General features: G+C 65.1%; 19 protein-coding genes and 1 pseudogene. 19 read left to right on the top strand and 1 reads right to left on the bottom strand.

Annotation, left to right across the window (positions count from 1 at the left end; all coding sequences use genetic code 11):
• Positions 1 to 83 precede the first annotated feature (83 nt).
• The 5 genes from C8J36_RS11180 to C8J36_RS11160 all read left to right on the top strand — a co-directional run bounded on the left by C8J36_RS11180 (position 84) and on the right by C8J36_RS11160 (position 5925).
• A complete protein-coding gene (locus C8J36_RS11180; protein ID WP_245506531.1) occupies positions 84 to 1076 on the top strand; it encodes a class I SAM-dependent rRNA methyltransferase in 993 nt (330 codons plus the stop codon).
• Complete coding sequence (locus C8J36_RS11175; RefSeq protein WP_132534837.1) at positions 1073 to 1957, top strand: RNA methyltransferase; 885 nt, start codon at positions 1073 to 1075, stop codon at positions 1955 to 1957. Before C8J36_RS11180 ends, C8J36_RS11175 begins: the two co-directional genes overlap by 4 nt.
• A complete protein-coding gene (gene lspA / locus C8J36_RS11170; protein WP_132534834.1) occupies positions 1954 to 2481 on the top strand; it encodes a signal peptidase II in 528 nt (175 codons plus the stop codon). The genes C8J36_RS11175 and lspA overlap by 4 nt, the downstream gene beginning before the upstream one ends.
• Positions 2482 to 2535: 54 nt before the next feature.
• A complete protein-coding gene (locus C8J36_RS11165; RefSeq protein WP_245506524.1) occupies positions 2536 to 4836 on the top strand; it encodes an ATP-binding protein in 2301 nt (766 codons plus the stop codon).
• Positions 4837 to 5016: 180 nt separating this feature from the next.
• Entirely contained in the window at positions 5017 to 5925 is a 909-nt protein-coding gene (locus C8J36_RS11160; RefSeq protein WP_132534832.1) for a GNAT family N-acetyltransferase, read from the top strand.
• Between the two features lie 91 nt (positions 5926 to 6016).
• Here C8J36_RS11160 and C8J36_RS11155 read toward each other — a convergent pair whose 3' ends face one another.
• Entirely contained in the window at positions 6017 to 8299 is a 2283-nt protein-coding gene (locus tag C8J36_RS11155) for an NADP-dependent malic enzyme (RefSeq protein WP_062595267.1), read from the bottom strand.
• A 195-nt stretch (positions 8300 to 8494) separates the two neighbouring features.
• Here C8J36_RS11155 and mutS point away from each other — a divergent pair, with 195 nt between their 5' ends.
• The 14 genes and pseudogenes from mutS to C8J36_RS11085 all read left to right on the top strand — a co-directional run bounded on the left by mutS (position 8495) and on the right by C8J36_RS11085 (position 25434).
• Complete coding sequence (gene mutS, locus C8J36_RS11150) at positions 8495 to 11173, top strand: DNA mismatch repair protein MutS (protein WP_245506530.1); 2679 nt, start codon at positions 8495 to 8497, stop codon at positions 11171 to 11173.
• A gap of 298 nt (positions 11174 to 11471) precedes the next feature.
• Positions 11472 to 14318 (top strand): annotated as a pseudogene (locus C8J36_RS11145) ([protein-PII] uridylyltransferase); the annotation flags it as partial.
• Between the two features lie 155 nt (positions 14319 to 14473).
• Positions 14474 to 16093: a murein biosynthesis integral membrane protein MurJ gene (gene murJ, locus C8J36_RS11140; protein WP_132534826.1), complete on the top strand. Its 1620-nt coding sequence runs from the start codon at positions 14474 to 14476 to the stop codon at positions 16091 to 16093.
• Between the two features lie 19 nt (positions 16094 to 16112).
• Entirely contained in the window at positions 16113 to 16508 is a 396-nt protein-coding gene (locus C8J36_RS11135) for a VOC family protein (RefSeq protein ID WP_132534824.1), read from the top strand.
• Positions 16509 to 16643: 135 nt separating this feature from the next.
• Complete coding sequence (gene trpS, locus C8J36_RS11130) at positions 16644 to 17708, top strand: tryptophan--tRNA ligase (protein WP_132534822.1); 1065 nt, start codon at positions 16644 to 16646, stop codon at positions 17706 to 17708.
• Between the two features lie 75 nt (positions 17709 to 17783).
• Positions 17784 to 18275: a universal stress protein gene (locus C8J36_RS11125; protein WP_132534819.1), complete on the top strand. Its 492-nt coding sequence runs from the start codon at positions 17784 to 17786 to the stop codon at positions 18273 to 18275.
• 192 nt (positions 18276 to 18467) lie between these two features.
• The gene (locus tag C8J36_RS11120) at positions 18468 to 19034 is read left to right on the top strand and encodes a NifU family protein (protein ID WP_062470835.1); all 567 of its coding nucleotides are present in this window, start codon (positions 18468 to 18470) and stop codon (positions 19032 to 19034) included.
• Positions 19035 to 19153: 119 nt separating this feature from the next.
• Positions 19154 to 19825, top strand: a complete 672-nt coding sequence (tsaB, locus tag C8J36_RS11115) for a tRNA (adenosine(37)-N6)-threonylcarbamoyltransferase complex dimerization subunit type 1 TsaB (RefSeq protein WP_132534817.1) — start codon at positions 19154 to 19156, stop codon at positions 19823 to 19825.
• Between the two features lies 1 nt (position 19826).
• Complete coding sequence (locus C8J36_RS11110) at positions 19827 to 20327, top strand: GNAT family N-acetyltransferase (protein WP_132534814.1); 501 nt, start codon at positions 19827 to 19829, stop codon at positions 20325 to 20327.
• Positions 20328 to 20335: 8 nt separating this feature from the next.
• Positions 20336 to 21124, top strand: coding sequence for a lysophospholipid acyltransferase family protein (locus tag C8J36_RS11105; protein ID WP_132534812.1), 789 nt, complete (start codon positions 20336 to 20338; stop codon positions 21122 to 21124).
• Positions 21125 to 21200: 76 nt separating this feature from the next.
• Complete coding sequence (gene miaB, locus C8J36_RS11100) at positions 21201 to 22592, top strand: tRNA (N6-isopentenyl adenosine(37)-C2)-methylthiotransferase MiaB (protein ID WP_132534809.1); 1392 nt, start codon at positions 21201 to 21203, stop codon at positions 22590 to 22592.
• A gap of 40 nt (positions 22593 to 22632) precedes the next feature.
• Positions 22633 to 23679, top strand: a complete 1047-nt coding sequence (locus tag C8J36_RS11095; protein WP_062595258.1) for a PhoH family protein — start codon at positions 22633 to 22635, stop codon at positions 23677 to 23679.
• A 3-nt stretch (positions 23680 to 23682) separates the two neighbouring features.
• Positions 23683 to 24198 (top strand): rRNA maturation RNase YbeY, encoded by a 516-nt coding sequence (gene ybeY, locus C8J36_RS11090; protein ID WP_132534807.1) that lies wholly within the window; start codon positions 23683 to 23685, stop codon positions 24196 to 24198.
• A 12-nt stretch (positions 24199 to 24210) separates the two neighbouring features.
• On the top strand, positions 24211 to 25434 hold the full coding sequence (locus C8J36_RS11085) for a hemolysin family protein (protein WP_132534805.1): 1224 nt from the start codon (positions 24211 to 24213) through the stop codon (positions 25432 to 25434).
• Positions 25435 to 25440 lie beyond the last annotated feature (6 nt).

Here is a 25440-nt window from a genome sequence, read left to right as displayed (position 1 = left end):
CCGGTGCCAAACCGTCAAAGCAGGAGCCTTTGAGACAGGAACCGCACGGGAAGCGTTCGTCGAGCCGCCCGCAGCCGGCAACCTTGCGTCCGTTGCCGGCAGAGCCGTCAGCGGACACCTCTGCGCCCGTCACCATGCGCCAGCGCGCCGGGACCAAGCCGGGAGAGCGCGTGCCTGTGATCCTGGAGACAGCGGGGGAGGCGGATTATCGCCTGATCGACAGCGGCGATGCGCTTAAGCTCGAGCAATACGGCCCCTACACGATCGTTCGTCCCGAGGCGCAGGCGCTGTGGCCGAAGTCGCAAGGCCCGCTGTGGGAGCGGGCGGACGCGATCTTTACCGGTGACACCGACGAAGACGGCATGGGTCGTTGGCGTTTTCCGCGCGAAATGCTCGGCGAGACCTGGCCGATGCGTCTGCTCGACGCCGAATTCTTTGGCCGTTTCACCTCCTTCCGCCATGTCGGCGTCTTCCCCGAGCAGCTGGCGCACTGGCGGTGGATGAAGGCGCAGGTGGAGGAGGCCCGCCGGCCGCTGAAAGTGCTCAATCTTTTCGGCTACACCGGCGTCGCCTCGCTGATTGCGGCGAAGGCCGGCGCGGAGGTGACGCATGTCGATGCCTCGAAAAAGGCGATCGGCTGGGGTCGCGAGAACCAGGCGCTCGGCCGGGCCGAGGCGCTGCCGATCCGCTGGATCTGCGACGATGCGATGAAGTTCATCCAGCGTGAGGAGCGCCGCGGCAGCCGCTACGACATCATTCTCACAGACCCGCCCAAGTTCGGCCGTGGTCCGAACGGCGAAGTCTGGCACCTGTTCGATCATCTCGCCGGCATGCTCGACATCTGCCGCGAACTCCTCTCCGACGACGCACGCGGTCTCGTGCTGACCGCCTATTCCATCCGGGCGAGCTTCTATTCCATCCACGAGCTGATGCGCGAGATCATGCGCGGCCGTGGTGGCGTCGTCGAATCCGGCGAACTGATCCTGCGCGAAAACGCGGGATCCAAACAGGATGGTGACGCCGGCGTCGGCCGGGCGCTGTCCACGTCTCTCTTCAGCCGGTGGGTGCCGAAATGAGCAGCGATTACAGCAACGGCAATCCGCGGGGACAGGTTGGACGCGGCGAGGGCCGGGTCGGACAGGTGAAAGAGGTCACGAGCCTTGCCAATCCGATCATCAAGGATATTCGTGCGCTCACCCAGAAGAAGGCGCGCGACGAGAGCGGCACCTTCATCGCCGAGGGTCTGAAGCTCGTCATCGACGCGGTCGAGCTCGGCTGGACCATCCGCACGCTGGTCTATGCCAAGGCCGCCAAGGGCAAGAAGCCTGTGGACGACATTGCCGCACGCACCGTGGCGCGCGGCGGCCTCGTGCTGGAAGTCAGCGAAAAGGTGATCGCCACCGTCACCCGCCGCGACAATCCGCAGATGGTCGTCGGCGTGTTCGAGCAGCGCTACGGCACGCTGAAGGATATCAAGCCGCGGGCGAACGAGACCTATGTGGCGCTCGACAGGGTGCGCGATCCCGGCAATCTCGGCACGATCATCCGCACGGCGGATGCGGCCGGCGTCTCCGGCGTCATCCTGATCGGCGAGACGACGGATCCCTTCTCGCTCGAAACCGTGCGGGCGACCATGGGTTCGGTCTTTGCCGTGCCCGTATTCCGCGCGACGGTGGCCGAGTTTCTCGCATGGCAGAAATTGGCCGGTGTCATGGTCGTCGGCACCCATCTTGCCGGGGCGGTCGATTACCGCACGATCGATTACCGCCCGCGCCCGGTCGTCGTCCTCATGGGCAACGAGCAGGCCGGGCTGCCGGACGAACTTGCGGCCAAGGCCGACAAGCTCGCCCGCATCCCCCAGGCCGGACGCGCGGACTCGCTCAATCTCGCCATCGCCACCGGCGTCATGCTGTTCGAGGCCCGGCGCCACCTGCTGACACTGGACGATCGCGGATGACCGACAGCCGGACACCTCTTGCCCCGACCGCGCCCGAAAGCCGGCCGACCCTGTTTTCGCGCCCCTGGCCGATCGCGATCTTCATCCTTCTCGCGCTCCTGCTCGATCAGGCGATCAAGCAGGCGGTGGAGGCCTATCTGCCGATGGAGGAGGCCGTTCACGTCATCCCCATGCTGGCGCTCTACCGGGTCTATAATTACGGCGTCGCCTTCTCCATGCTGTCCGGCATGGAAGGCTGGTTCATCGTGGGCATGCGCCTCGTGGTGGTTTGCTTCGTGCTCTGGCTCTGGCGCAAGACGCCGAAGGACCGCTTCTTCGCCCATCTCGGCTATGCAATGATCATCGCCGGTGCGCTCGGCAATCTCGTCGACCGGTTTCTCTACGGCTATGTGATCGACTATATCCTGTTCTACACCGAGACCTGGTCTTTCGCCGTCTTCAACCTCGCCGATGTCTTCATCTCCGTTGGGGCCGGCGCGATCGTGCTGGACGAGATTCTGCAGGCAAAAAAGCGCGATCGTTAAAATGCAATCGATCGGCTGAAATCATTTCCAACGGCTGCATGATAGGCAAAGCGCATGAGCGAGCCTTCGAGACTGCAGCGCACGATCGTCCAGCACCTGTCGCAGACCCCTGACGAGGGGCGCGACGCGCTGCCCGAATTGCTCCCTGCGCGCGCAGCGTTTCCCGAGCATGACGGCACGGACATCACGCCCGGCAGCGCCCGTCTTTTAGCTCTCCGCCCTGCCATGGCCGGCGTCGGCCTTCTCGCCTCGGGCGCCATTCTTGCCGAAGGCCTGCAGGCAAACCTGATCCTGTTGCCGCTCTGCCTCGCCATTGCGGGCCTGGCCGGCATTGCCCTTCTGTTCAGCGACGGGCGTCGCGGAGGCAGCGCTCTGTCCGAAGGCTCGGGCGATCGCGCCTGGGAAGCCAGCGAAGCCAGCACGGCGCGCTTCGCGCTTCACGACGCGCTCGGCGACGTGGCGATGCTGCGCGACTCCAGAGGCCTTATTCTCGAAGCCAACGAGACCTTTCGCACTCTGACCGGCTCGCCGATGCCCGAGGGGCAATGTTGTCAGGCCTTCGGGCTTGCGCTGCGTCCTGCCGGCACCTCCGGTCGCTATACGGTCGACTTTCCCACACCCGAGGGTCCGCGCTGCTTCGACTGGCACGACGTGCTGACGCGCGAGGCCGGAACCGGCACGTTGCGCATCGTCAGCGTTGGACGCGATATCACCGACAATGTCAGTGCGGCGCGCGACAACGCGGCGGCGCTGCGAAGAGCCGAGGCCGAAAGCCAGGCGAAATCGCATCTGCTGGCCACGGTCAGCCACGAGATCCGCACGCCGCTGTCGGGCATTCTCGGCATGAGCGACCTCCTCGACCAGACCCGGCTGACGCCGCAGCAGGCGAACTATCTCGCCGGCATGCGCCAGTCCGGTCACGACCTCGTGCAGCTCGTCGATGATCTGCTGGATTGTGCCTCGATGGAAGCAGGGCGGTTCGCTCTGCGCCCGACACGCCAGACCCTTCGTCCGCTGGTCGAGAGCGTCGTGGAAATGCTGTCGCATCGTGCGCACGCCAAAGGCATCGAAATCGCCTCCACCATCGCGGCAGACGTGCCCGATACGCTGCAGATCGACGGTCCCCGCCTCAAGCAGGTCCTCTTCAACGTGGTGGGCAATGCCGTCAAGTTCACGACGACGGGCGGCGTGCTCGTCAGCTGCGCCGAGCAGATGGGCAGCCTCGTGCTGCGCGTCACGGACACCGGGCCGGGCATGACGACGGACGACCAGGCGCGCATTTTCGATGCGTTCGAACAGGCCGGCAGCACGGCCTCCCGGGCCGGCGGCACCGGCCTCGGCCTCGCCATCTCGCAGCGGATCGTCCGGGCCTTTGGCGGCGACATCACCGTCTCCAGCCGTCTCGGCGCCGGCAGCCTCTTCGAGATCCGCTTTCCCCTGCAGGCATTCGGCCCGTCGCTCGCCCCGGCCCGCAGCCGCACGCTTTCCAGCTCCCGGGTGCTGCTGGTCGCGCCGAAAGGTCCCGCGTCCGAGGCGCTGGCCGCGACGATCGAGACGCTGGGCGGTCGCTGCCGCCTCGTCTCCTCCTTGAGGCAGGCGGAGCACCTGCTGCAGGCAACGACGGACACGGACGGCGCCGCGCGGCTGACCGATGTCATCGTCGATCATCGCTGTGCCGCCCTGTTCCGGAGAATCTGCGACGACAGGCCCGACCTCGACGCCTTGCCGCTGCGGCGGACCTATCTGGCCAATCCGGAAGAGCGCATCCAGCAGCCGCTGCATCAGACGGATGGCTTTCACGCCTGGCTCATTCGCCCGCTGCGGGAAAGCTCGCTGGTGGCGGTGCTCAAAGGCCAGCTGAGGGGCATCGAGGTTCGCGACGCCATCAACGACAACCGCCCCATCCTTCGGGACGAGATGGATACCGCATCCTCACCCGTTGCGCTGGTCGAGCCGACCGTGCTGCTCGGGGAGGACGATCCGGTCAACGCGGCGATCCTGAAAAGCACGCTGGAGCGCGCAGGGCACGCCGTTCGCCATGTCGTGGACTTTGCCGCATTGGACGACCTGCTCGATCGCGAAGCACCGGACGCTGCCGGCAACAAGCCGGCGGCAAAGATTCTGATCACCGACCTCAACATGCCCTCGGGCGACGCTTTGACGACGCTGCGTCGGCTGCGACTGTCCGAGCATTCGACGGACGCCGCGTCCCGGCTTCCCGTCATCGTGCAGACCTCCGACCGCCGACCGGAAACCCATCGCGCCTTGCTGGAGGCGGGTGCGGATGCGGTGCTGGCCAAGCCTGCCGACCCCAAGCTTCTGATCGATCTGGTCACGCGATTGATTGCCGGCTAAGGATCGCCACTCAAGCCTTGTCACGGTCTTGTTGCAGTGACATGCTTAAAGGCCTGCAGGAAGCGGACTGCCACCGCAGCCCGGGCGTGATTCGGAAAATGTCGGGAAAATACCCGTTTTCTTCCCTCAGCGTTCGCGGTTTACGTGCAGGCGCATGCTCGCGATTAGGGGTAATCTGCGATGACGATCGAAATTCTGGAATCCATGACGGCTCTGCGCACCCTGTCCGTGCCCGTGGCGAGCCCGACCCTTGCTCGGGCCCGCCCGCCGCGCGATCTCGCGCCGGCCAGCGATGTGCTCGGACGCATCGGGCCGCTCGAAACGCGGATCGCCCGCACGCCCTCCGAGATCGATGCCGCACAGGCCCTGCGCTACAAGGTGTTCGTCGAGGAAATGGGCGCCCGCGTCCCGGCCGGTGCCGCCCTGATCGGCCGCGATATCGATGGCTGGGATGCCGTCTGCGACCATCTCCTGGTGCTCGACACCTCGCTTCCCGGACAGTCGGAAGCTCAGATCGTCGGAACCTACCGCTTGCTGCGACAGGATGTAGCCGTCGCCGCCCAGGGGTTCTATTCGGCCTCGGAATTCCTGATCGACCCGATGATCGCCCGTCACCCCGGCAAGCGGTTCATGGAACTCGGCCGCTCCTGCGTCCTGCCGTCCTATCGCACCAAGCGGACCGTGGAGCTTTTGTGGCAGGGCAATTGGGCCTATGCGCTGAAGCATGGCATCGATGCGATGTTCGGCTGTGCCTCGTTCCCCGGCACCATTCCGGAACATCACGCGCTGGCTCTGTCCTTCCTGCATCACACGGTGCCGGCCAGCGGCGATTGGCAGGTGGAAGCGCGACCGGAACTTTACCGCGTCATGGACCTCATGCCGGTCGAAGCGATCCAGGCGCGTGCCGCCCTCTCCGCCATGCCGCCACTGATCAAGGGCTACCTGCGCATCGGCGCCATGGTCGGCGACGGTGCCGTGGTGGACGAGGCCTTCCGCACGACCGACATTCTCGTCGTCCTGCCCATCACCAACATCGCCGGCCGTTACCTGAATTACTACGGCGCCGACGCCACCCGCTTCGCTCTCTGAAAAGGAGGCGTGATCGCGCGGGTTCACGGATCTCATGCCCTTCCCCGACCGGGAAGGGCATTTTTCGTTGGGGTTCGGGAAGGCCCCCGCGTTACCCGGCGTTATAAGCGGCCAGCGCCGCCATGTTGACGATCTCGGAATCCTTGGCCGTCAGGGAGACGATCTGCACGGGCTTGTCGAGGCCGACCAGCAGCGGGCCGATGATCGTGGCACCGCCCAGTTCCTGCAGCATCTTGGTCGAGATGGAGGCGGAATGGAACGCCGGCATGACGAGCACCGTGGCCGGGCCTGACAGACGGCAGAACGGATACTGCTCCATCGCTTTCATGTTCAGCGCGACATCGGCCGCCATTTCCCCGTCATACTCGAAGTCGACGCGACGCCGGTCGAGGATCTTCACGGCCTCGCGGACCCGGTCCGAGCGCTCGCCATGCGGATGCCCGAAGGTGGAGTAGGCCAGCATCGCCACGCGTGGGACATAGCCGAGGCGTCGTGCGAGCCCTGCGGCCTCCACGGCGATATCGGCCAGTTCCTCGGAGGACGGCATGTCGTGCACCGCCGTATCCGCGACCAGAACCGTGCGGCCCCGGCAGAGCGCGATCGACACGCCGATCACCCGGTGCCCCGGCTTGGCATCGATGCAGCGCCTGACATCGTCGAGGGCGGTCGAGTAGTTGCGGGTGATGCCCGTCACCATGCCGTCGGCGTCACCCAGCGCGACCATGCAGGCGGCGAAGTGGTTGCGGTCGTTGTTGATCAGCCGCTGCGCGTCGCGAAACAGGTAACCCTCCCGCTGCAGGCGGGCATAGAGATAGTCCGTATAGGCGCCGGTGCGATCGGAAATGCGGGCATTGACGAGCTTGATGCCGGGGCGGTCGAGATCGATGCCCTCGCGCGCCGCCGTCTCGCGCATGCGGTCCTCGCGGCCGAGCAGCAGGGCTGTACCGAGCTTCTGATTGGCATAGGCGAGGGCCGAGCGCATCATCGGCACTTCCTCGCCCTCGGTGAAGACGATCCGCTTCGGCGCAAGCCGCACCCGCTCGTAGATCCGTGCGAGCGTCGAGGCGATCGGGTCGCGGCGCATCGAAAGCTGGTGGCCGTAGGCGGCGAGATCGGCGATCGGCTTCTGCGCCACCCCGCTCTCCATCGCGGCCTTGGCGACGGCGACCGGGATCGACGAGATCAGGCGCGGATCGAAGGGCACGGGAATGATGTACTGCGCGCCGAACCGGGGACGGTTGCCCTGATAGGCTGCCGCAACGTCGTCGGGCACGTCCTCCTTGGCAAGGCTTGCGAGCGCCCGCGCCGCAGCGATCTTCATGTCCTCGTTGATCGTGGTCGCCCGCACGTCCAGCGCGCCGCGGAACATGTAGGGGAAGCAGAGAACATTGTTGACCTGGTTCGGATAGTCGGAGCGCCCGGTCGCCATGATCGCGTCGTCACGGATGGAGGCAACCTCTTCCGGCGTGATTTCCGGATCGGGATTGGCCATGGCGAAAATGATCGGCTGTGGCGCCATCGAGCGGATCATGGCTTCGGAGAAAGCGCCCTTCTGCGACAGGCCGAGCACGACGTCCGCGCCGTCCATCGCCTCTTCCAGCGTCCGCCGGTCGGTCTTGACCGCATGGGCCGACTTCCACTGGTTCATGCCCTCGGTGCGGCCCTGGTAGATCACGCCCTTGGTGTCGCACATGATGATGTTCTCGGGCGCAAAGCCGAGCGACTTGATCAGTTCGACGCAGGCGATGGCCGCAGCACCCGCGCCGTTGCAGACCAGCCGGGTGGTCTTCAAGTCGCGGCCGGTCAGCTCCAGCGCGTTGATCAGGCCGGCCGTTGCGATGATCGCGGTGCCGTGCTGGTCGTCGTGAAACACCGGAATGTCCATGATCTCGCGCAGCTTCTGCTCGATGATGAAGCATTCCGGCGCCTTGATATCCTCGAGGTTGATGCCGCCGAAGGAAGGCCCGAGATAGCGCACGCAGTTGATGAAGGTGTCCGCATCTTCGGTATCGACTTCGAGGTCGATGGAATCGACGTCCGCAAACCGCTTGAAGAGAACAGACTTGCCTTCCATGACGGGCTTGGAGGCGAGGGCGCCGAGATTGCCGAGGCCGAGAATGGCGGTGCCGTTGGAGATGACGGCGACCATGTTGCCGCGCGTCGTGTAATCATAGGCCGTTGCCGGATCGGCGGCGATCGCCTTCACGGGAACCGCGACGCCGGGCGAATAGGCGAGCGACAGATCGCGCTGCGTTGCCATCGGCTTCGTCGGCGTGATCTCCAGCTTGCCGGGGCGTCCCTGCGCGTGGAAATCCAGCGCTTCCTGATCGGTGACGGCTGTACCGCCTGCACGGGCCTTGCGTTCGTTTGCCATGTCGATGCTCCCTCGGATCCCTCAAGCTTCTGTGGGCGGCCACCCCCGGCCGCGCTTTCTTGTTGTCTTCTATAGACGCCGTTCGCTAGGGTGACACTGTCTTTTTGGCCGGCTGGCGGCTTTTTTAGCGAAATCTGGTATATCTTGACGACACATTTCCCCTCGACGGCCGAAGCAACGGCTGCGTCATCCGCGGTGCCGCCCGAGGTGCGCGTGCAGGCGACGCCGATGATGGAACAGTATATCGAGATCAAGGCCAACAATCCCGGCTCCCTCCTGTTCTATCGCATGGGGGATTTTTACGAGCTGTTCTTCGATGATGCTCTGGAAGCCTCGCGCGCACTCGGGATCGTGTTGACGAAACGTGGGCAGCACCTCGGTCAGGACATTCCCATGTGTGGGGTGCCGATCCACGCTGCCGATGATTACCTGCAGAAGCTGATCGGTCTCGGCTTCCGCGTCGCCGTCTGCGAACAGACGGAAGACCCGGCCGAGGCCCGCAAGCGCGGCTCCAAGTCGGTCGTCAAGCGGGACGTCGTGCGTCTGGTCACGCCGGGAACCATCACCGAGGAAAAGCTGCTCGTCGCGTCGGAGAGCAACTACCTGATGGCCATGGCGCGTCTGCGCGGCAGCGCCGAGCCGGCCTTTGCGCTTGCCTGGATCGATATTTCCACCGGCATCTTCCGTCTCTCCGAAACGACGGAAACGCGGCTTCTCGCCGATATCCTGCGCATCGAGCCGCGCGAGCTCATCCTCGCCGACACGCTGTTCTACGATCCCGACATGCGCCCCGTGCTCGATGTCATCGGTCGCGTCGCCGTGCCGCAGCCGGCCATCCTGTTCGATAGCGCCACCGCCGAAAACCGCCTGGCCCGTTATTACGGCGTGAAGACGCTCGATGGTTTCGGCCAGTTTTCCCGCGCCGAGCTGGCCGCCGCCTCGGCCGCCGTCGGCTATGTCGAAAAGACCCAGCTCGCCGAACGCCCGCCGCTCGACATCCCCGAGCGCGAAAGCGCCGCTTCGACGCTCTTCATCGATCCCGCCACGCGCGCGAACCTGGAACTGGTCAAGACCCTCTCGGGCAGCCGGGACGGTTCTCTGCTGCGAGCCCTCGACCGCACCGTGACCGGCGGCGGCGGCCGTCTTCTCGCCGAGCGGCTGATGTCGCCTTTGACCGATCCGGACCGCATCCGCACGCGACTCGACTCCATCGCCACGATCCTCGCGCAGCCGTCGCTCTCGGCCGATCTGCGGGCGGCGCTGAAACATGTGCCGGACATGCCGCGCGCCCTGTCGCGCCTCTCGCTCGGCCGCGGCGGTCCGCGCGATCTCGGGGCGGTGCTGATCGGCATCCGGACCGGTTCCGAGATCGCCCGGCTGATCGGCCAGCCGGACCTGCCGCCGGAGCTGGAAGCGGCACGCACCTCGCTTGCCCGGTTGCCCTCCGAACTTTCCGAAAAACTTTCCGGCATGCTCGCCGACGACCTGCCGCTCCTGAAGCGCGACGGCGGCTTCCTGCGCGATGGCTGCCATGCCGAGCTCGACGAGATGCGCGCGCTGCGCGACCAGTCCCGCCGGGTCATCGCCGCGCTGCAGCTGAGCTATGCCGAGGAAACCGGCATCCGCTCGCTGAAGATCAAGTACAACAATGTGCTCGGCTATTTCATCGAGGTGACCGCAGGCAATGCCGGTCCCATGACGGACGGGGAGGGCGCCAAGGCCCGCTTCATCCACCGCCAGACCATGGCGAACGCGATGCGGTTCACCACCACCGAGCTTGCGGACCTCGAGACCAAGATCGCCAATGCCGCCGACCGGGCACTCGGGATCGAACTTGCCGCCTTCGACAGCATGGTCGAAGCCGTCATTGCCGCAGCCGAGGAGATCAAGGCGGCGGCGCTGGCACTTGCCATTCTCGACGTCTCCGCCGGGCTTGCCGTGCTTGCCGAAGAGCAGGATTACCGACGTCCGACGGTCGATGCCTCGAAGATGTTTGCGATCGACGGGGGCCGGCATCCGGTGGTCGAGCAGGCGCTGCGCCGCCAGGCGTCCGCCGCCTTCGTCGCCAATACCTGCGATCTCTCGCCCCTGTCGCCGGAAGGCGACGGCGCCCTGTGGCTGCTGACCGGTCCCAACATGGGCGGTAAATCGACCTTTCTCCGCCAGAACGCGCTGATCGCCATCATGGCGCAGATGGGCTCCTATGTGCCTGCCGCCAGCGCCCATATCGGCGTGGTCGATCGCCTCTTCTCCCGTGTCGGCGCCTCCGACGATCTCGCGCGCGGGCGATCGACGTTCATGGTCGAGATGGTCGAGACGGCGGCCATCCTCAATCAGGCGACGGATCGCTCGCTCGTCATTCTCGACGAAATTGGCCGGGGCACGGCGACCTTCGACGGTCTGTCGATCGCCTGGGCGGCCGTCGAGCACCTGCACGAGGCCAATCGCTGCCGCGGCCTGTTCGCCACGCATTTCCACGAGCTGACCGTGCTTTCGGAGAAGCTCAAACGCCTGTCCAACGTCACCATGCGCGTCAAGGAATGGGACGGCGACGTGATCTTTCTGCACGAGGTTGGCCCGGGTTCGGCCGATCGCTCCTACGGCATCCAGGTCGCACGTCTGGCCGGCCTGCCGGCTGCCGTCGTCGCGCGCGCAAAGGACGTGCTGGCGAAACTCGAGGATGCCGACCGGAAAAACCCGGCAAGCCAGCTGATCGACGATCTTCCTCTGTTCCAGGTAGCCATCCGCCGCGAGGAGGTCGCGCGCGCCAAACCGTCCGCGGTCGAAGATGCGCTGAGGCGGCTCAACCCCGACGACATGACGCCGCGCGAGGCGATGGACGCGCTCTACGCCCTGAAGAAGCAGCTCTCCTGACGCCTGTAACGCCTGTGCCTGAGGCGGGGCCGCGCAGGATCCTGTCCGCCCCCGCTTGACCTTTCCGGTGCGCCGCGAGCATATCCAGCCCTGGGTCAGGCGGGCGGCTTAAAGACGCCTTTGAAAGGGCGCATTTGCCCGCTTGGAAGCAACGGATCGGCCCGGACGGAAACGTCTTGGCAATCGTTTGGCCCTATCGTCTTCAGGCCCCATGGGAATTCGGGGGTGGGGCGCAAGCGACGATCGAGCCGCGACCGGTGGCAGAGAGACGCCGGAAGGGCGGAAGGTTCGGAATGTGATGCCAAAAGAACGGCTCGCAGCTATCGCGCGCCCGGAGTACATCCGGCCGGCGCCAAGGAGACAGGACATCGACTTCAGCGACATCCTGGACATCGCAGCCCTCAAGGCCAAGGTGGATTTCATCGCATCGGCGCATGCCGAGCAGCGCGATCCCATGCGTCAGGCCTTGCTCGCCACGCTCAAGGACGCCAATGTCCGTGGACGTGCCAAGGCCTACGAACTGCTGAAGCAGGACGGCGGCGGGCTTGCCTGTGCGGCGCGCATTTCCTGGCTGCAGGACCGGCTGATCGCCATCCTGCACGATTTCGTGCTGCACCACATCTTCAGCGCCTCGAGCGTGCCGCCCTCCATGCAGATCGCGGTGGCGGCCGTCGGCGGCTACGGCCGCGGCACGCTGGCGCCCGGTTCCGACATCGATCTCCTGTTTCTCCTGCCGTCCAAGAAGATGCCCTTCTGCGAGCCGGCGATCGAATACATGCTCTATCTCCTGTGGGACATGGGCTTCAAGGTCGGCCACGCCACCCGCACGGTCGAAGAGTGCATCCGTCTGTCGGAAGAGGATATGACGATCCGCACCGCCATTCTCGAAGCGCGCCTGATCTGCGGCTGCGCCGGACTGGTGGACGATCTGGAAGCCCGGTTCGACGACGAGATCGTGCGCAATACCGGCCCGCAATTCATCGCCGCCAAGCTCGCCGAGCGCAACGAGCGCCACCGCAAGGCCGGCGATACGCGCTATCTCGTGGAGCCGAACGTCAAGGAAGGCAAAGGCGGCCTGCGCGATCTGCACACGCTGTTCTGGATTGCGAAATATTATTACCGCGTCCGCGAATCGGCCGATTTGGTCAAGCTCGGCGTTCTCTCGCGCTCCGAATACCACCTGTTCCGCAAGTCCGACGATTTCCTCTGGGCCGTGCGCTGCCACATGCACTTCCTGACCGGAAAGTCCGAGGAGCGCCTGTCGTTCGACATCCAGCGCGAGATCGCCGAGAGCCTCGGCTATCAGGATCATCCCGGCATGACTTCCGTCGAGCGCTTCATGAAGCACTATTTTCTGGTCGCCAAGAATGTCGGCGACCTCACGCGCATCTTCTGCGCGGCGCTGGAAGATCAGCAGGCCAAGGAACTGCCGGGCTTCTCTGCCGTCATCAACCGCTTCCGCCGCCGTGTGCGGAAAATTCCCGGTTCGCTCGAATTCGTCGACGATGGCGGCCGCATTGCGCTGGCGAGCCCCGACATCTTCCGCCGCGACCCGGTCAATCTCATCCGCTTCTTCCACATCGCCGATGTCAACGGATTGGAGTTCCACCCGGCGGCGCTCAAGCAACTGACGCGCTCGCTCGGCCTCATCACGCCGGCCCTGCGGGAAAACGAGGAGGCGAACCGCCTTTTCATCTCCATCCTCACCTCGCGCCGCGACCCGGAACTCGTCTTGCGCCGCATGAACGAGGCCGGCGTGCTCGGACGCTTCATTCCCGAGTTCGGCCGCATCGTCTCGCTGATGCAGTTCAACATGTACCACCACTATACGGTGGACGAGCATCTGCTGCGGTCCGTGGACATGCTGTCGCGCATCGATCGCGGGCTCGACCAGGACATTCATCCGCTCGCCGGCAAGCTCATGCCGCAGGTCGAGGAGCGCACCGCGCTTTATGTCGCCGTGCTCCTGCACGATGTCGCCAAGGGGCGTCCGGAGGATCATTCCCAGGCCGGCGCGCGGCTCGCCCGCCGTCTCGGACCCCGCCTCCGACTGACGCACAAGCAGACAGAAACGGTGGCGTGGCTGATCGAGGAGCATCTGACGATGTCGATGGTCGCGCAGACGCGCGACCTCAACGACCGCAAGACGATCCTCGACTTCGCCGAACGCGTCCAGTCGCTCGACCGACTGAAGATGCTGATGATCCTGACGGTCTGCGACATCCGGGCCGTCGGCCCCGGCGTGTGGAACGGCTGGAAGGGCCAGCTGCTGCGCACGCTTTACTACGAGACGGAGCTGCTGCTGTCCGGCGGATTTTCGGACGTGCCGCGCAAGGAGCGGGCTGCACATGCGGCCTCGCTGCTCTTCGATGCGCTGGCCGATTTCAGCCAGAAGGATCGCAAGACCTATTCGCGGCTGCACTACCAGCCCTATCTTCTATCGGTGTCGCTGGACGATCAGGTGCGGCATGCCCGTTTCATCCGGGAGACGGACAAGGCCGCGCGGACGCTGGCGACCATGGTGCGGACGCACCAGTTCCACGCCATTACCGAGATCACGGTTCTCGCACCCGACCATCCGCGCCTGCTGGCCATCATCGCCGGCGCCTGCGCGGCGGCGGGTGCCAACATCGTTGATGCGCAGATTTTTACGACGTCGGACGGGCGCGCGCTCGATACCATTCTCATCAACCGCGAATTCACGGTCGATGACGACGAAACGCGACGTGCTGCAAGCATCGGCCGCATGATCGAGGACGTTCTGTCCGGCAAGAAGGATCTGCCGGGCGTCATCGCCAGCCGCACCAAGGGGCGCAAGCGCAACAAGACCTTCACCGTGCCCCCGGCCGTCACGATCAGCAATTCGCTGTCGAACAAGTTCACGGTCATCGAGGTCGAGTGCCTCGACCGGACGGGTCTTCTGTCCGAAATCACGGCGGTGCTGGCGGACCTGTCGCTCGACATCCACTCCGCCCACATCACCACCTTCGGCGAAAAGGTCATCGACACCTTCTACGTCACCGATCTCGTGGGCGCGAAGATCACCAACGAGACGCGGCACGGCCACATCACCGCCCGCCTGAAGGCGGTGATGGCCGAACAGGCCGACGAGGTGCGCGACCGCATGCCGGCCGGCATCATCGCCCAGTGGATCGCACCCCTAGGCCATGTTCCCATGGGCAAGGAACCACCGGGCCAGAGTGCCCCGGGCCATGCCCCGCAGGGTCAACCGGCGCAGGGTGCCGCTGCACCGCCGCCGAACACGCGGCCTGCAGGACCCCGCAAGATGAAGGCCGAAGGATGAGTCTCGCCCGCAAGTTTGCAACCGTCGGCGGAGCCACGCTCGGCAGCCGACTGCTCGGCTTTGGCCGCGAAACGCTGATGGCTGCAGCGCTCGGCACCGGCCCCATGGCCGATGCCTTCTACGCCGCCTTCCGCTTCCCCAATCTCTTCCGCCGGCTTTTTGCCGAAGGTGCCTTCAACGCCGCTTTCGTGCCGCTGTTTGCCAAGGAGATCGAGGCGAACGGCATCGATGGCGCGAAGCGCTTCTCCGAGGAGGTCCTCGGCGTTCTCTTCACCGTGCTGCTCGTCATCACCATCGCGATGGAACTGGCCATGCCGCTGATCGTCTCGACGATCATTGCGCCCGGCTTCGTCGGCGATGCCGAGAAGTTCGACATCACGGTGAAGCTTGCCGTCGTCATGTTTCCCTATCTGATGTGCATGTCGCTGACGGCGATGCTGTCGGGCATGCTGAACTCGCTGCATCATTATTTCGCAGCCGCCATTGCCCCGGTCTTTCTCAATCTGACCCTGATCACGGCGCTCGCCTACGGCCTGTGGACCGGTGCCGATCCGCTGATGACGGCCTGGTATCTCTCCTGGGGTGTGCTCGTTGCAGGCATCCTTCAGATGGCTGTGCTCTATGCAGGCGTGCGCCATGCCGGCATACGGTTCGGCCTTCGCCGCCCGCGCTATACGCCGAACGTCAAACGCCTGCTGGTGCTTGCCTTTCCCGCCGCAATCACCGGCGGCATCACCCAGATCAACCAGCTGATCGGGCAGATGATCGCCTCCACCAAGGACGGCGCCATCGCCGTGCTGCAATACGCCGACCGGGTGTACCAGTTGCCGCTCGGCGTCGTCGGCATCGCCGTCGGCGTCGTGCTCCTGCCCGAACTGTCGCGCGCGCTGCGCGGGGGTGCGCTGAAGGAAGCGGCGAACCTGCAGAACCGCTCGCTCGAATTCGTCCTGTTTCTCACCCTGCCGGCCGCCGGCGCAATCTGGGTCATCTCCGACGAGATCGTGCGGGTGCTCTACGAGCGCGGCGCCTTTTCGCCCGCGACCACGGCAACCGTCGCCTCGACGCTCGCGATCTACGGTCTCGGCCTTCCCGCCTTCGTCATGATCAAGGCGCTCAATCCGGGCTTCTTCGCGCGCGAGGACACCAAGACGCCGATGCGGTTCACCGGCATTTCGGTCGCCTTCAACTGCCTGCTCGCCGTTTCCCTCTTTCCGCTCTACGGGGAACGCGGCATTGCCACCGCCGAAGCCGCCTCCGGCTGGCTGACGACGGTGCTGCTCTTCGTCACGCTCGTGCGCCGCGGTCACTGGGCGTGGGAGCCCGCGCTTTTCTCGCGCGTCCTGCGCCTTCTCGCGGCAACGGCCGTCATGGCGGTCGCGCTCCACTATGCCTCCGGCTACCTCGCCGACTGGCTGACCCCGCAGGCGCGTCTCTTGACGCAGCTGACCGCATTGATGCTGCTGATCGGGATGGCGATGATGGTCTATTTCGTGCTCGCCTTTGCGATCGGTGGCGCGGATGCCTCGATGCTCCGCCGCAACCTGAAGCGCAAGCCGCGCCCGCAAACCGCCAAGGAGGAGGCCGACACCAGCGTCCTGCCTCCACCGCAGATCTGACCGCGCTCAAGGGGAACAGATGGCCCAGACAATCGCCCGCATAACGCTCGTCGTGCTCGATTACGACGACGCGATCGCCTTCTACCGCGACGATATCGGTTTCGAGCTCCTGGAGGACGTCGATCTGGGAGACGGCAAGCGCTGGGTGGTCCTGCGGCCACCGGGCGCGCAGGAAACAGCGCTTCTGATCGCCAAGGCCGATGGCGTGAGCCAAGTGGCAGCCATCGGCAACCAGACTGGCGGACGGGTCTCATTCTTCCTCTTCACCGACGATTTCGCCCGCGATCACGCTGCGATGCTTGCCAAAGGCGTCACGTTCAAGGAGGAGCCGCGGCACGAGCCCTATGGCACGGTCGCCGTCTTTTCCGATCCCTTCGGCAATCTCTGGGATCTCCTTCAACCAACCAACGGATAGTCTCGTGCGGCGGGAACGCGCGGCCGACGGAGAACCAACTTGATTGTCGGGCATCGCCCGTGCATAAGCCCGGAAAATTCCGCCGGCCGTTTCCGCGGCAGAACGCATGATTTCCCGCGCCTGATCGAGGTTTCCATGTCAAACTTTCCGCCGCTCGTCTTCTCCGGTGTCCAGCCGACAGGCAATCTTCACCTCGGCAACTATCTCGGTGCCATCCGCAAATTCGTGGCGCTGCAGGAGAAGAACGACTGCATCTACTGCGTGGTGGACCTCCATTCGATCACGGCGCAGCTCGTGCATGAGGACCTGCCGGGGCAGATCCGCTCGATCGCCGCCGCCTTCATCGCATCCGGCATCGATCCCAAGGCCCATATCGTCTTTAACCAGTCGGCCGTGCCGCAGCATGCCGAACTCGCCTGGATCTTCAACTGCGTCGCGCGCATCGGCTGGATGAACCGCATGACGCAGTTCAAGGACAAGGCCGGCAAGGATCGGGAAAATGCCTCGCTCGGCCTGCTCGCCTATCCGAGCCTGATGGCGGCCGACATTCTCGTCTATCGCGCGACGCACGTGCCGGTCGGCGACGACCAGAAGCAGCATCTGGAACTCGCGCGCGACATCGCCATGAAGTTCAACCTCGATTATCAGGCCCATATCCGCACCGGCGGCAAGGGCATCGACATCACGGTCGGCGAAGAGCCGGTGCATGCCTATTTCCCGATGGTCGAGCCGATGATCGACGGCCCCGCGCCGCGTGTCATGAGCCTGCGCGACGGGACGAAGAAGATGTCGAAATCCGATCCGTCGGATCTGTCGCGCATCAACCTCGTGGACGATGCCGAGACGATCTCGAAGAAGATCCGCAAGGCGAAGACCGATCCGGACGGCTTGCCCTCGGAGGTCGAAGGCCTTGCCGGCCGCCCGGAAGCCGACAATCTCGTCGGCATCTATGCGGCCCTTGCCGATCGCACCAAGACCGAGATCCTGGCCGAGTTCGGCGGTCAGCAATTCTCCGTCTTCAAGCCGGCGCTGGTCGATCTCGCGGTCAACGTGCTCGCCCCGATCACCGGCGAAATGTCGCGGCTGATGGCCGACACCAGCCATATCGACGCGATCCTGCGCGATGGCGGCGAGCGGGCACGGGCCCGCGCGGAAACGACGATGCGCGAGGTTCGCGACATCATCGGCTTCCTCCAATAGGCCATTCCCGCTCCCGAACGGGGACGGCATCAAAACGGTCTTGCGAAGGGCCGGCGCGAGTGTCAGAGTTCGCCCATGGTCTCGACACGTCTCTCTCGTATGGAAGGTCACCGCCGCAAGTTTCTGGCGGTGATCGACGGCACTCCGGAATGCGGCCGCGCCGTGCATTATGCCGGCATGCGCGCCAAGCACTCCTCCGGCGCCCTCGTTCTGCTCTATGTCATTCCCGACGGCGATTTCCAGCAATGGCTGGGCGTCGAGGGGATCATGCGGGCCGAGGCCCGTGCGGAAGCCGAAGCGACGCTCGCAAAGGTCGCCCATGACGTGCGCGAAAAGATCGGCATCGAGCCGGAGATGATCATCCGCGAGGGCATGCCCACCGAGCAGATCTACGGCCTGATCGAGGAGGATCGGGATATCGCCATTCTCGTCCTCGCCGCCGGCTCCTACAAGGACGGTCCCGGCCCGCTGGTGGCCTCGATCGCCGGCAAGACGGCCGTCTTCCCGATCCCGGTCACCGTCATACCGGATTTGCTGACGGACGAAGAGATCGATGCGCTGAGCTGACGAGGGTGAAGCCTCTCGGCGACGGATCTTTCTGTCGAACGACAGGCACCTCTGGTATGCAGGCCACGCAATCACCATTTTCCCGCAATCGCTATGCGACGGTCCGGGCGCAGGCTTGATGGCGAGGCGCCGTACGCTTATGCTCGATCGCATTCTTTCACCGTCGGCCTTTACCCGACAGGGAGCACCATTATGTTCATTCAGACCGAATCGACCCCGAACCCCGCAACGCTGAAGTTCCTGCCGGGCAAGGTCGTCCTGGAAAACGGCACGGCCGAATTCCGCGACGAGACCGAGGCCCGCGCCAGTTCCTCGCTTGCCGCCCGCATCTTCGACATTCCCGGCGTCACCGGCGTGTATTTCGGCTACGACTTCATCACGGTCACCAAGGCCGATGCCGAGTGGCAGCACCTGAAGCCCGCCATTCTCGGCTCCATCATGGAGCACTTCATGTCCGGCCAGCCGATCATGGCGGGGCAGGGTCGAGCGGAAGAAGCCGATCAGGAAGGCGAGTTCTTCGAGAAGGGTGACGAAACCATCGTCGCGACCATCAAGGAACTGCTGGAAACCCGTGTCCGGCCGGCCGTTGCGCAGGATGGTGGCGATATCACCTTCAAGGGATTTCGCGACGGCACGGTCTTCCTCAATATGAAGGGCGCCTGTTCGGGCTGCCCATCCTCCACGGCAACCCTGAAGCACGGCGTGCAGAACCTGCTGCATCATTTCGTGCCCGAGGTTCAGGCCGTCGAAGCGGTCTGAGCCGAATTCCTGAGACGGCTCTTCGGGCAGCGCCAGGGGCGGCACATCCCGAAGAGTGAGACGACCGCCCGGGGATGTGAATCCTGCACGGGCATCCTGAGACGGGGCCATCCTTTCGCATGATCGTTCTTGCCATCGATACCGCCGGCACGGCCTGCAACGTCGCGCTCTATGAGTCGGCGCGGGATGCGACGCTCGGCATCGCCGGCGCTGACATCGGCCGCGGCCACGCCGAGCAATTGATGGGCTTCATCGACGAGGCCCTGGAGAAGGCCGGCGTCGGGATGGATGCGATCGATCGCGTCGCCGTCACCATCGGTCCGGGCTCGTTCACCGGCATCCGCGTCGGCGTCGCCGCCGCCCGGGGTCTCGGCCTGGCTCTGGGCAGGCCGGTGGTCGGCGTCTCCGTCCTGCAGGCGCTCGGCCTTTCCGTGCTTTCCGACGCGCCGGGCCAGCCCGTCCTCATCGTCACCGACGCGAAGCGTGAGGAAGTCTATCTCCAGTCCTTCGATGCCGCAGGACAGCCGCTCGCGGGCGCCGAAGCGCTCGACATCGTCGCCGCCCAGGCGCGGTTCGCCCGCTTTTCCGGCACCGTCAGCGGCTCCGGCGCAGGTTTGTTGCGGGGTGAAGGTGGTATCGATGGGGGCGAGCGGGTCTCCGATACGGCCGACATCGCCGTGGTGGCGAAGCTCGGTGCGGCTCTCGATCCGTCCGTCGCCCTGCCGAAGCCGCTGTATCTCAGGGGCCCGGATGTCCGCTCGCAGGCGGGCTTTGCCGTGGCGCGCGCCTGAGATGGCATTGATCGACTACTTCCTTCGCCGTCCCGAATTCGACATCTTCCAGATGACGGGCGACCATCTCCCGGATGTCGCCCGCATCCACGGCGTCCTTTTCAAGCCGGCCTGGAGCGCCAGCGCGTTTTACAGCCTGCTGTCGCAGGACAGCGTCTCCGGCTTCGTCGCCCGCCAGAACAATTCGAGCGGGGGATCGGCGATGGGCGGCTTCGTGCTGGCGCGTTCGGCCGGCGGCGAGGCGGAGATTCTGACCGTCGGCGTCGATCCGCGTTATGGCAGGGCGGGGCTGGGTTGGCGCCTCATGCAGGCGGCGGTCGGCCGCGCCCGGCAGGATGGCGCGGAGACGATGTTCCTGGAGGTCGATCAGGCGAACGTCGCCGCTTTGGCGCTCTACCGTCGGCTGGGCTTCCGCAAGGTCGGCGAGCGCAAGGCCTACTACAAGCCGTCCGCGCAGGATGCGTCCCCCGGCGGTGCCGATATTCTCCGTCTCGATCTCTGACGCGCACGATGTTCGTCTGGCTCCGGGTCCTCGTCTGCGTCTTGCTTCTGATACTGGCGACGCTTCTGCTCGCGCCGGTCCAGCTGTTCCTGCTGTGGCGTGATTGGCCGGCACGGCGGACCCTTCCACGTCTCTGGCACCGCATCGCCTGCCGGATGATCGGGCTGCGGGTCCATGTCCACGGCGCTCCCGACACGCGCCGGCCTCTGATGCTCGTGTCCAACCACGTCAGCTGGAAGGACATCCTGGTCCTCGGCTCGGTCGCGGATGTCGTCTTCATTGCCAAGGCGGAGGTGAAGGCCTGGCCGGTCTTCGGCCTGCTCGCCCGGTTGCAGGCGACCATCTTCGTGGCACGCGAGCAGAAGCGCACGACCGGAAACCAGGTCAACGAGATCGGCGCGCGCCTTGCCGCGGGCGAAATCGTCGTGCTCTTTCCGGAGGGAACCACCTCCGACGGCAATCGGCTGCTGGAAATCAAGACCTCGCTCTTCGGTGCGGCGGCGGCAGCCGTTCCGCTCTCGCCCGCCGGCATCGTCCATGTCCAGCCGGTAGCGATTGCCTATACCCGCGTCCACGGCATGCCAATGGGCCGCTATCACCGGCCCATCGCCGCCTGGCCCGGCGATATCGCGCTCGTGCCGCATCTCATGGGAGTGCTCCGCGAAGGGGCCGTCGATGTCGATCTCGTCTTCGGCGAAACCATCGACTACCGCGCCGACAGCAATCGCAAGCAGGTGAGCCGGGACGTGGAGAAGCAGATGAAGACCATGCTTCTGGCGCGGCTTCGCGGGCGCTGAGCGCGGCGTCTCCCTCTCCGGCCTCGCCCGACCCACATCGCTTCATTTCCACCCCGAATTACGCTATGGAGCTGGCATGACCGACCCAACGCTCCTTGCTCCCGTTTCCCATCCCGCCGCGGCCCCTGTGAAGAAGGTCTTCGTGAAGACCTATGGCTGCCAGATGAACGTCTATGATTCCGACCGGATGACGGACGCTCTGGCAAAGGATGGCTATGTCGCGACGGACAATGCCGAGGATGCGGATCTGGTCCTCCTGAACACCTGCCATATTCGCGAAAAGGCCGCCGAAAAGGTCTATTCCGCCCTTGGCCGCCTGCGCGATCTGAAGAAGCGCAAGGCGGGTGAGGGGCGCGAGATGATGATCGGCGTGGCCGGCTGCGTTGCACAGGCCGAAGGCGACGAAATCCTGCGCCGCGCGCCCGCGGTCGATCTCGTCATCGGGCCGCAGACCTATCACCGCCTGCCGGAGGCGCTGAAGCGAGTCGGCCGCGGCGAGCGCGTGCTGGAAACCGACTATGCGATCGAGGACAAGTTCGAACACCTGCCGGCGCCCGACAAGGCAAAGACCCGTGCCCGCGGCGTCACGGCCTTTCTGACCGTGCAGGAAGGCTGCGACAAGTTCTGCACCTTCTGCGTCGTCCCCTATACGCGTGGCTCGGAGGTCTCGCGGCCGATGGCCCAGATCGTCGCGGAAGCCGAAAAACTCGTCGCAGCCGGCGTTCGCGAGATCACGCTGCTCGGCCAGAACGTCAATGCCTGGCATGGCGTCGTCACCACGGGCGGCGTGGGCCTCGGTGCCTTGCTGCAGCGGCTGTCGGAAATCCCCGGTCTTGCCCGGCTGCGCTACACCACCAGCCATCCGCGCGACATGGACGACAGCCTGATCGAGGCCCATCGCACCCTGCCGGCGCTGATGCCCTATCTCCACCTGCCGGTTCAGTCCGGCTCGGACCGCATCCTCAAGGCCATGAACCGTCGCCACACGGCGGCCGAATATGTCGCGCTGGTCGAGCGGATCCGCCGCGCCCAGCCGGACCTCGCTCTGTCCGGCGATTTCATCGTCGGCTTCCCCGGCGAAACCGACGCGGATTTCGCGGACACGCTCAATCTCGTGCGCACCATCGGTTATGCACAGGCATTTTCGTTCAAATATTCGACCCGTCCCGGCACGCCCGGCGCCGACCTGAAAGACCAGGTGCCCGAGGATATCAAGGCCAAGCGCTTGGAAACGCTGCAGGCTTTGCTCATCGAGCAGCAGCGTGCCTTCAACGAGAGCTGCATCGGTCGCACGATCGACCTGCTCCTGGAAAAGCCCGGTCGCATGCCCGGTCAGCTCATCGGCCGCTCGCCCTGGCTTCAATCGGTGAATGTTGATGCAAAGGGCGTGGAAATCGGTGACATTATCAAGGTACGAATCACCGCCGCAGGCCCCAACAGTTTGTTTGCCGACGTGGTCGACGACTGATACAATCAGGGCCTGACGTCATCCTCGGGAGCCCCGCCGCTTGAACGGACACGAATTGGTTTCAACCCCACCGCGCCAGTCACAGACAACGCCTACGACAGACGCCAATCACTTCGTGCTCACATTCGAGAACAACCGCTTTGCGAGCGAGCTATTCGGACAATACGACCAGAACCTCAAGCTCATCGAGCAGCGCCTGCATGTGGATGCCCGGCCGCGCGGCAACTCCGTGGCGATCTCGGGTGAGGTGACGGCCACCAATCAGGCGCGCCGGGCGCTGGATTATCTTTATGGTCGCCTGCAGAAGGGCAGCACGGTCGATGTCTCCGACGTCGAAGGCGCGATCCGCATGGCGGTTGCCGCCGACGACCAGTTGCAGCTTCCCACCATGGAGAAGAAGGCCAAGTTGAACCTCGCGCAGATCTCGACCCGCAAGAAGACGATTGCTGCCCGCACGCCGACGCAGGATGCCTATATCCGCGCGCTGGAACGTTCCGAACTCGTTTTCGGCGTCGGCCCGGCCGGTACCGGCAAGACCTATCTCGCGGTCGCCTATGCCGCCCAGCTTCTGGAGCGCGGCGCGGTCGATCGCATCATCCTGTCGCGTCCGGCCGTCGAGGCCGGCGAGCGTCTGGGCTTCCTGCCCGGCGACATGAAGGAGAAGGTCGATCCGTATCTGCGCCCGCTCTATGATGCGCTTTACGACATGATGCCCGGCGACAAGGTCGAACGGGCGATCACCGCCGGCGTCATCGAAATCGCGCCGCTCGCCTTCATGCGCGGACGGACGCTCGGCAATGCCGTCGTCATTCTCGACGAGGCACAGAACACGACGACCATGCAGATGAAGATGTTCCTGACGCGTCTCGGCGAAAACGGCCGCATGATCGTGACCGGCGATCCGAGCCAGGTCGACCTGCCCCGCGGCACCAAGTCGGGTCTTGTCGAAGCTCTGCAGATCCTGAAGGAGGTTGAGGGCGTCTCGGTCGTGCGCTTCAAGGATGTGGACGTCGTGCGTCACCCGATGGTCGCGCGCATCGTGCGGGCCTATGAGGCGCAGACGGCTGTGCCGGACGAAAGCCTGTAGAGCATGCCAGGTCCATCCCTGCTGGAACTTCAGGTCAGCGTCGAGGAAGTCGGCTGGCCGGAGGAAGCCGTGCTTGAGGCGTCGAGCACCCGCATCCTGGAACAGGCGGCGGCCTATCTCGTCCGCGAGGAAGGCCAGCCCTTTCCGAAGATGCCCCCGGAGCTGTCGCTCGTCTTCACCAGCGATGCAGAGATTCGCAGCATCAACGCCGAATGGCGCGACCAGGACAAGCCGACCAACGTCCTGTCCTTCCCGGCCTTTCCCGTGGTGCCGGGCGGCATGCCCGGCCCGATGCTGGGCGATATCGTGCTGGCGTACGAGACGCTGGTGCGCGAATCAGACGAGCTGGGAAAGCCCTTCGACGATCACCTGACACATCTTCTGGTACACGGTTTCCTGCATCTTTTCGGCTACGACCACCTGGAAACGGCGGATGCGGAGCGAATGGAACAGCTGGAGACTCGCATTCTCTCGGGTCTTGGGATATCTGATCCCTATGGGGACAGCGATCCCGTTTGACAGTTTGGAACGATGAGCGACTTCAGATCACAGCCTGCCGCGGCTGGCAAAGACGACGCGGACGCCTCCAGTCAGGACGAACCGGGCAGTAGTCGCGCGGTGCAGGCCTATGAGGCCGAAGCCGCCGAGGCCCTGAAACCCGAGGCGCACAAGCCGGAAGGCCACAGGCACCATACCTCCTTCTGGGCTCGCGCCGCCCGCCTGTTCCGCAGCCCGAACGGCGCCACGATCCGTGAGGATCTCGCAGACGCCCTGATGGCGGACCCCGGCACCGACGAGGTCTTCTCGCCGGCCGAGCGCGCCATGCTCAACAACATCCTGCGCTTTCGCGAAGTGCGCGTCGAAGACGTGATGGTGCCGCGTGCCGATATAGAGGCCGTGGACCAGAGCATCACCATCGGCGAACTGATGATCATCTTCGAGGAGTCCGGACGCTCGCGCATGCCGGTCTACAGCGAGAGCCTGGATGATCCGCGCGGCATGGTCCATATCCGCGACCTCCTGTCCTATGTGACGAAACAGGCACGCGCCCGCCGCCGCGGCCCGCCGCGCGTGGCGGCCTCGCCGGCCGTGGCGGCGATTGCGGCCGATCGTCCGCAAAAGGTTCAGCGCCAGCCGCGCGCCGGCATCGACCTTGCGCGCATCGATCTCGATAAAACGGTGGAAGAGGCCGGCATCGTCCGTCAGGTTCTGTTCGTGCCGCCATCCATGCACGCATCCGACCTGATGCAGCGCATGCAGGCTGCGCGCATCCAGATGGCGCTCGTCATCGACGAATATGGCGGCACCGACGGTCTCGCCTCGCTGGAAGACATCGTCGAAATGGTCGTTGGTGACATCGAGGACGAGCATGACGACAGCGAAGTCATGTTTTCCCGCACGTCGGACGACATCTTCGTGGCCGACGCCCGCGTCGAGCTCGAGGTGATCGCAGCCGCGATCGGTCCCGATTTCGATGTTCGCGAGCAGCTGGAAGAAGTGGATACGCTGGGCGGGCTGGTGTTTGCCTCCCTCGGCCGTATCCCCGCCCGCGGCGAAGTCGTGCAGGCGCTGCCGGGCTTCGAATTCCAGGTTCTGGACGCCGATCCCCGGCGCGTGAAGAAGGTCCGGATCGTGCGCAAGCGCCCGCCCGCCCGCCGGCGCACCGCGCTCAAGGGCGAGGACGACGCAGGCGTGGAGGCTTTCCGCCCGGAAACCGCCTCGACGGAAGAGCCTTCCGACCGCGCGGGTCCCTGACGGTTA

This window comes from Rhizobium sp. PP-F2F-G48 (assembly GCF_004342335.1).
Lineage (GTDB): Bacteria > Pseudomonadota > Alphaproteobacteria > Rhizobiales > Rhizobiaceae > Ferranicluibacter.
The sequence above is the reverse complement of the archived record's forward strand: the minus strand, read 5'-3'. Positions and strand labels throughout refer to the sequence as shown.

Excerpts from the sequence above, each read along its gene's own strand:
- C8J36_RS11175 (WP_132534837.1), top strand. The coding sequence starts at position 1,073 with ATGAGCAGCGATTACAGCAACGGCAATCCGCGGGGACAGGTTGGACGC.
- lspA (WP_132534834.1), top strand. The coding sequence starts at position 1,954 with ATGACCGACAGCCGGACACCTCTTGCCCCGACCGCGCCCGAAAGCCGG.
- C8J36_RS11165 (WP_245506524.1), top strand. The coding sequence starts at position 2,536 with ATGAGCGAGCCTTCGAGACTGCAGCGCACGATCGTCCAGCACCTGTCG.
- C8J36_RS11160 (WP_132534832.1), top strand. The coding sequence starts at position 5,017 with ATGACGATCGAAATTCTGGAATCCATGACGGCTCTGCGCACCCTGTCC.
- C8J36_RS11155 (WP_062595267.1), bottom strand. The coding sequence starts at position 8,299 with ATGGCAAACGAACGCAAGGCCCGTGCAGGCGGTACAGCCGTCACCGAT.
- murJ (WP_132534826.1), top strand. The coding sequence starts at position 14,474 with ATGAGTCTCGCCCGCAAGTTTGCAACCGTCGGCGGAGCCACGCTCGGC.
- C8J36_RS11135 (WP_132534824.1), top strand. The coding sequence starts at position 16,113 with ATGGCCCAGACAATCGCCCGCATAACGCTCGTCGTGCTCGATTACGAC.
- trpS (WP_132534822.1), top strand. The coding sequence starts at position 16,644 with ATGTCAAACTTTCCGCCGCTCGTCTTCTCCGGTGTCCAGCCGACAGGC.
- C8J36_RS11125 (WP_132534819.1), top strand. The coding sequence starts at position 17,784 with ATGGTCTCGACACGTCTCTCTCGTATGGAAGGTCACCGCCGCAAGTTT.
- C8J36_RS11120 (WP_062470835.1), top strand. The coding sequence starts at position 18,468 with ATGTTCATTCAGACCGAATCGACCCCGAACCCCGCAACGCTGAAGTTC.
- tsaB (WP_132534817.1), top strand. The coding sequence starts at position 19,154 with ATGATCGTTCTTGCCATCGATACCGCCGGCACGGCCTGCAACGTCGCG.
- C8J36_RS11110 (WP_132534814.1), top strand. The coding sequence starts at position 19,827 with ATGGCATTGATCGACTACTTCCTTCGCCGTCCCGAATTCGACATCTTC.
- C8J36_RS11105 (WP_132534812.1), top strand. The coding sequence starts at position 20,336 with ATGTTCGTCTGGCTCCGGGTCCTCGTCTGCGTCTTGCTTCTGATACTG.
- miaB (WP_132534809.1), top strand. The coding sequence starts at position 21,201 with ATGACCGACCCAACGCTCCTTGCTCCCGTTTCCCATCCCGCCGCGGCC.
- ybeY (WP_132534807.1), top strand. The coding sequence starts at position 23,683 with ATGCCAGGTCCATCCCTGCTGGAACTTCAGGTCAGCGTCGAGGAAGTC.
- C8J36_RS11085 (WP_132534805.1), top strand. The coding sequence starts at position 24,211 with ATGAGCGACTTCAGATCACAGCCTGCCGCGGCTGGCAAAGACGACGCG.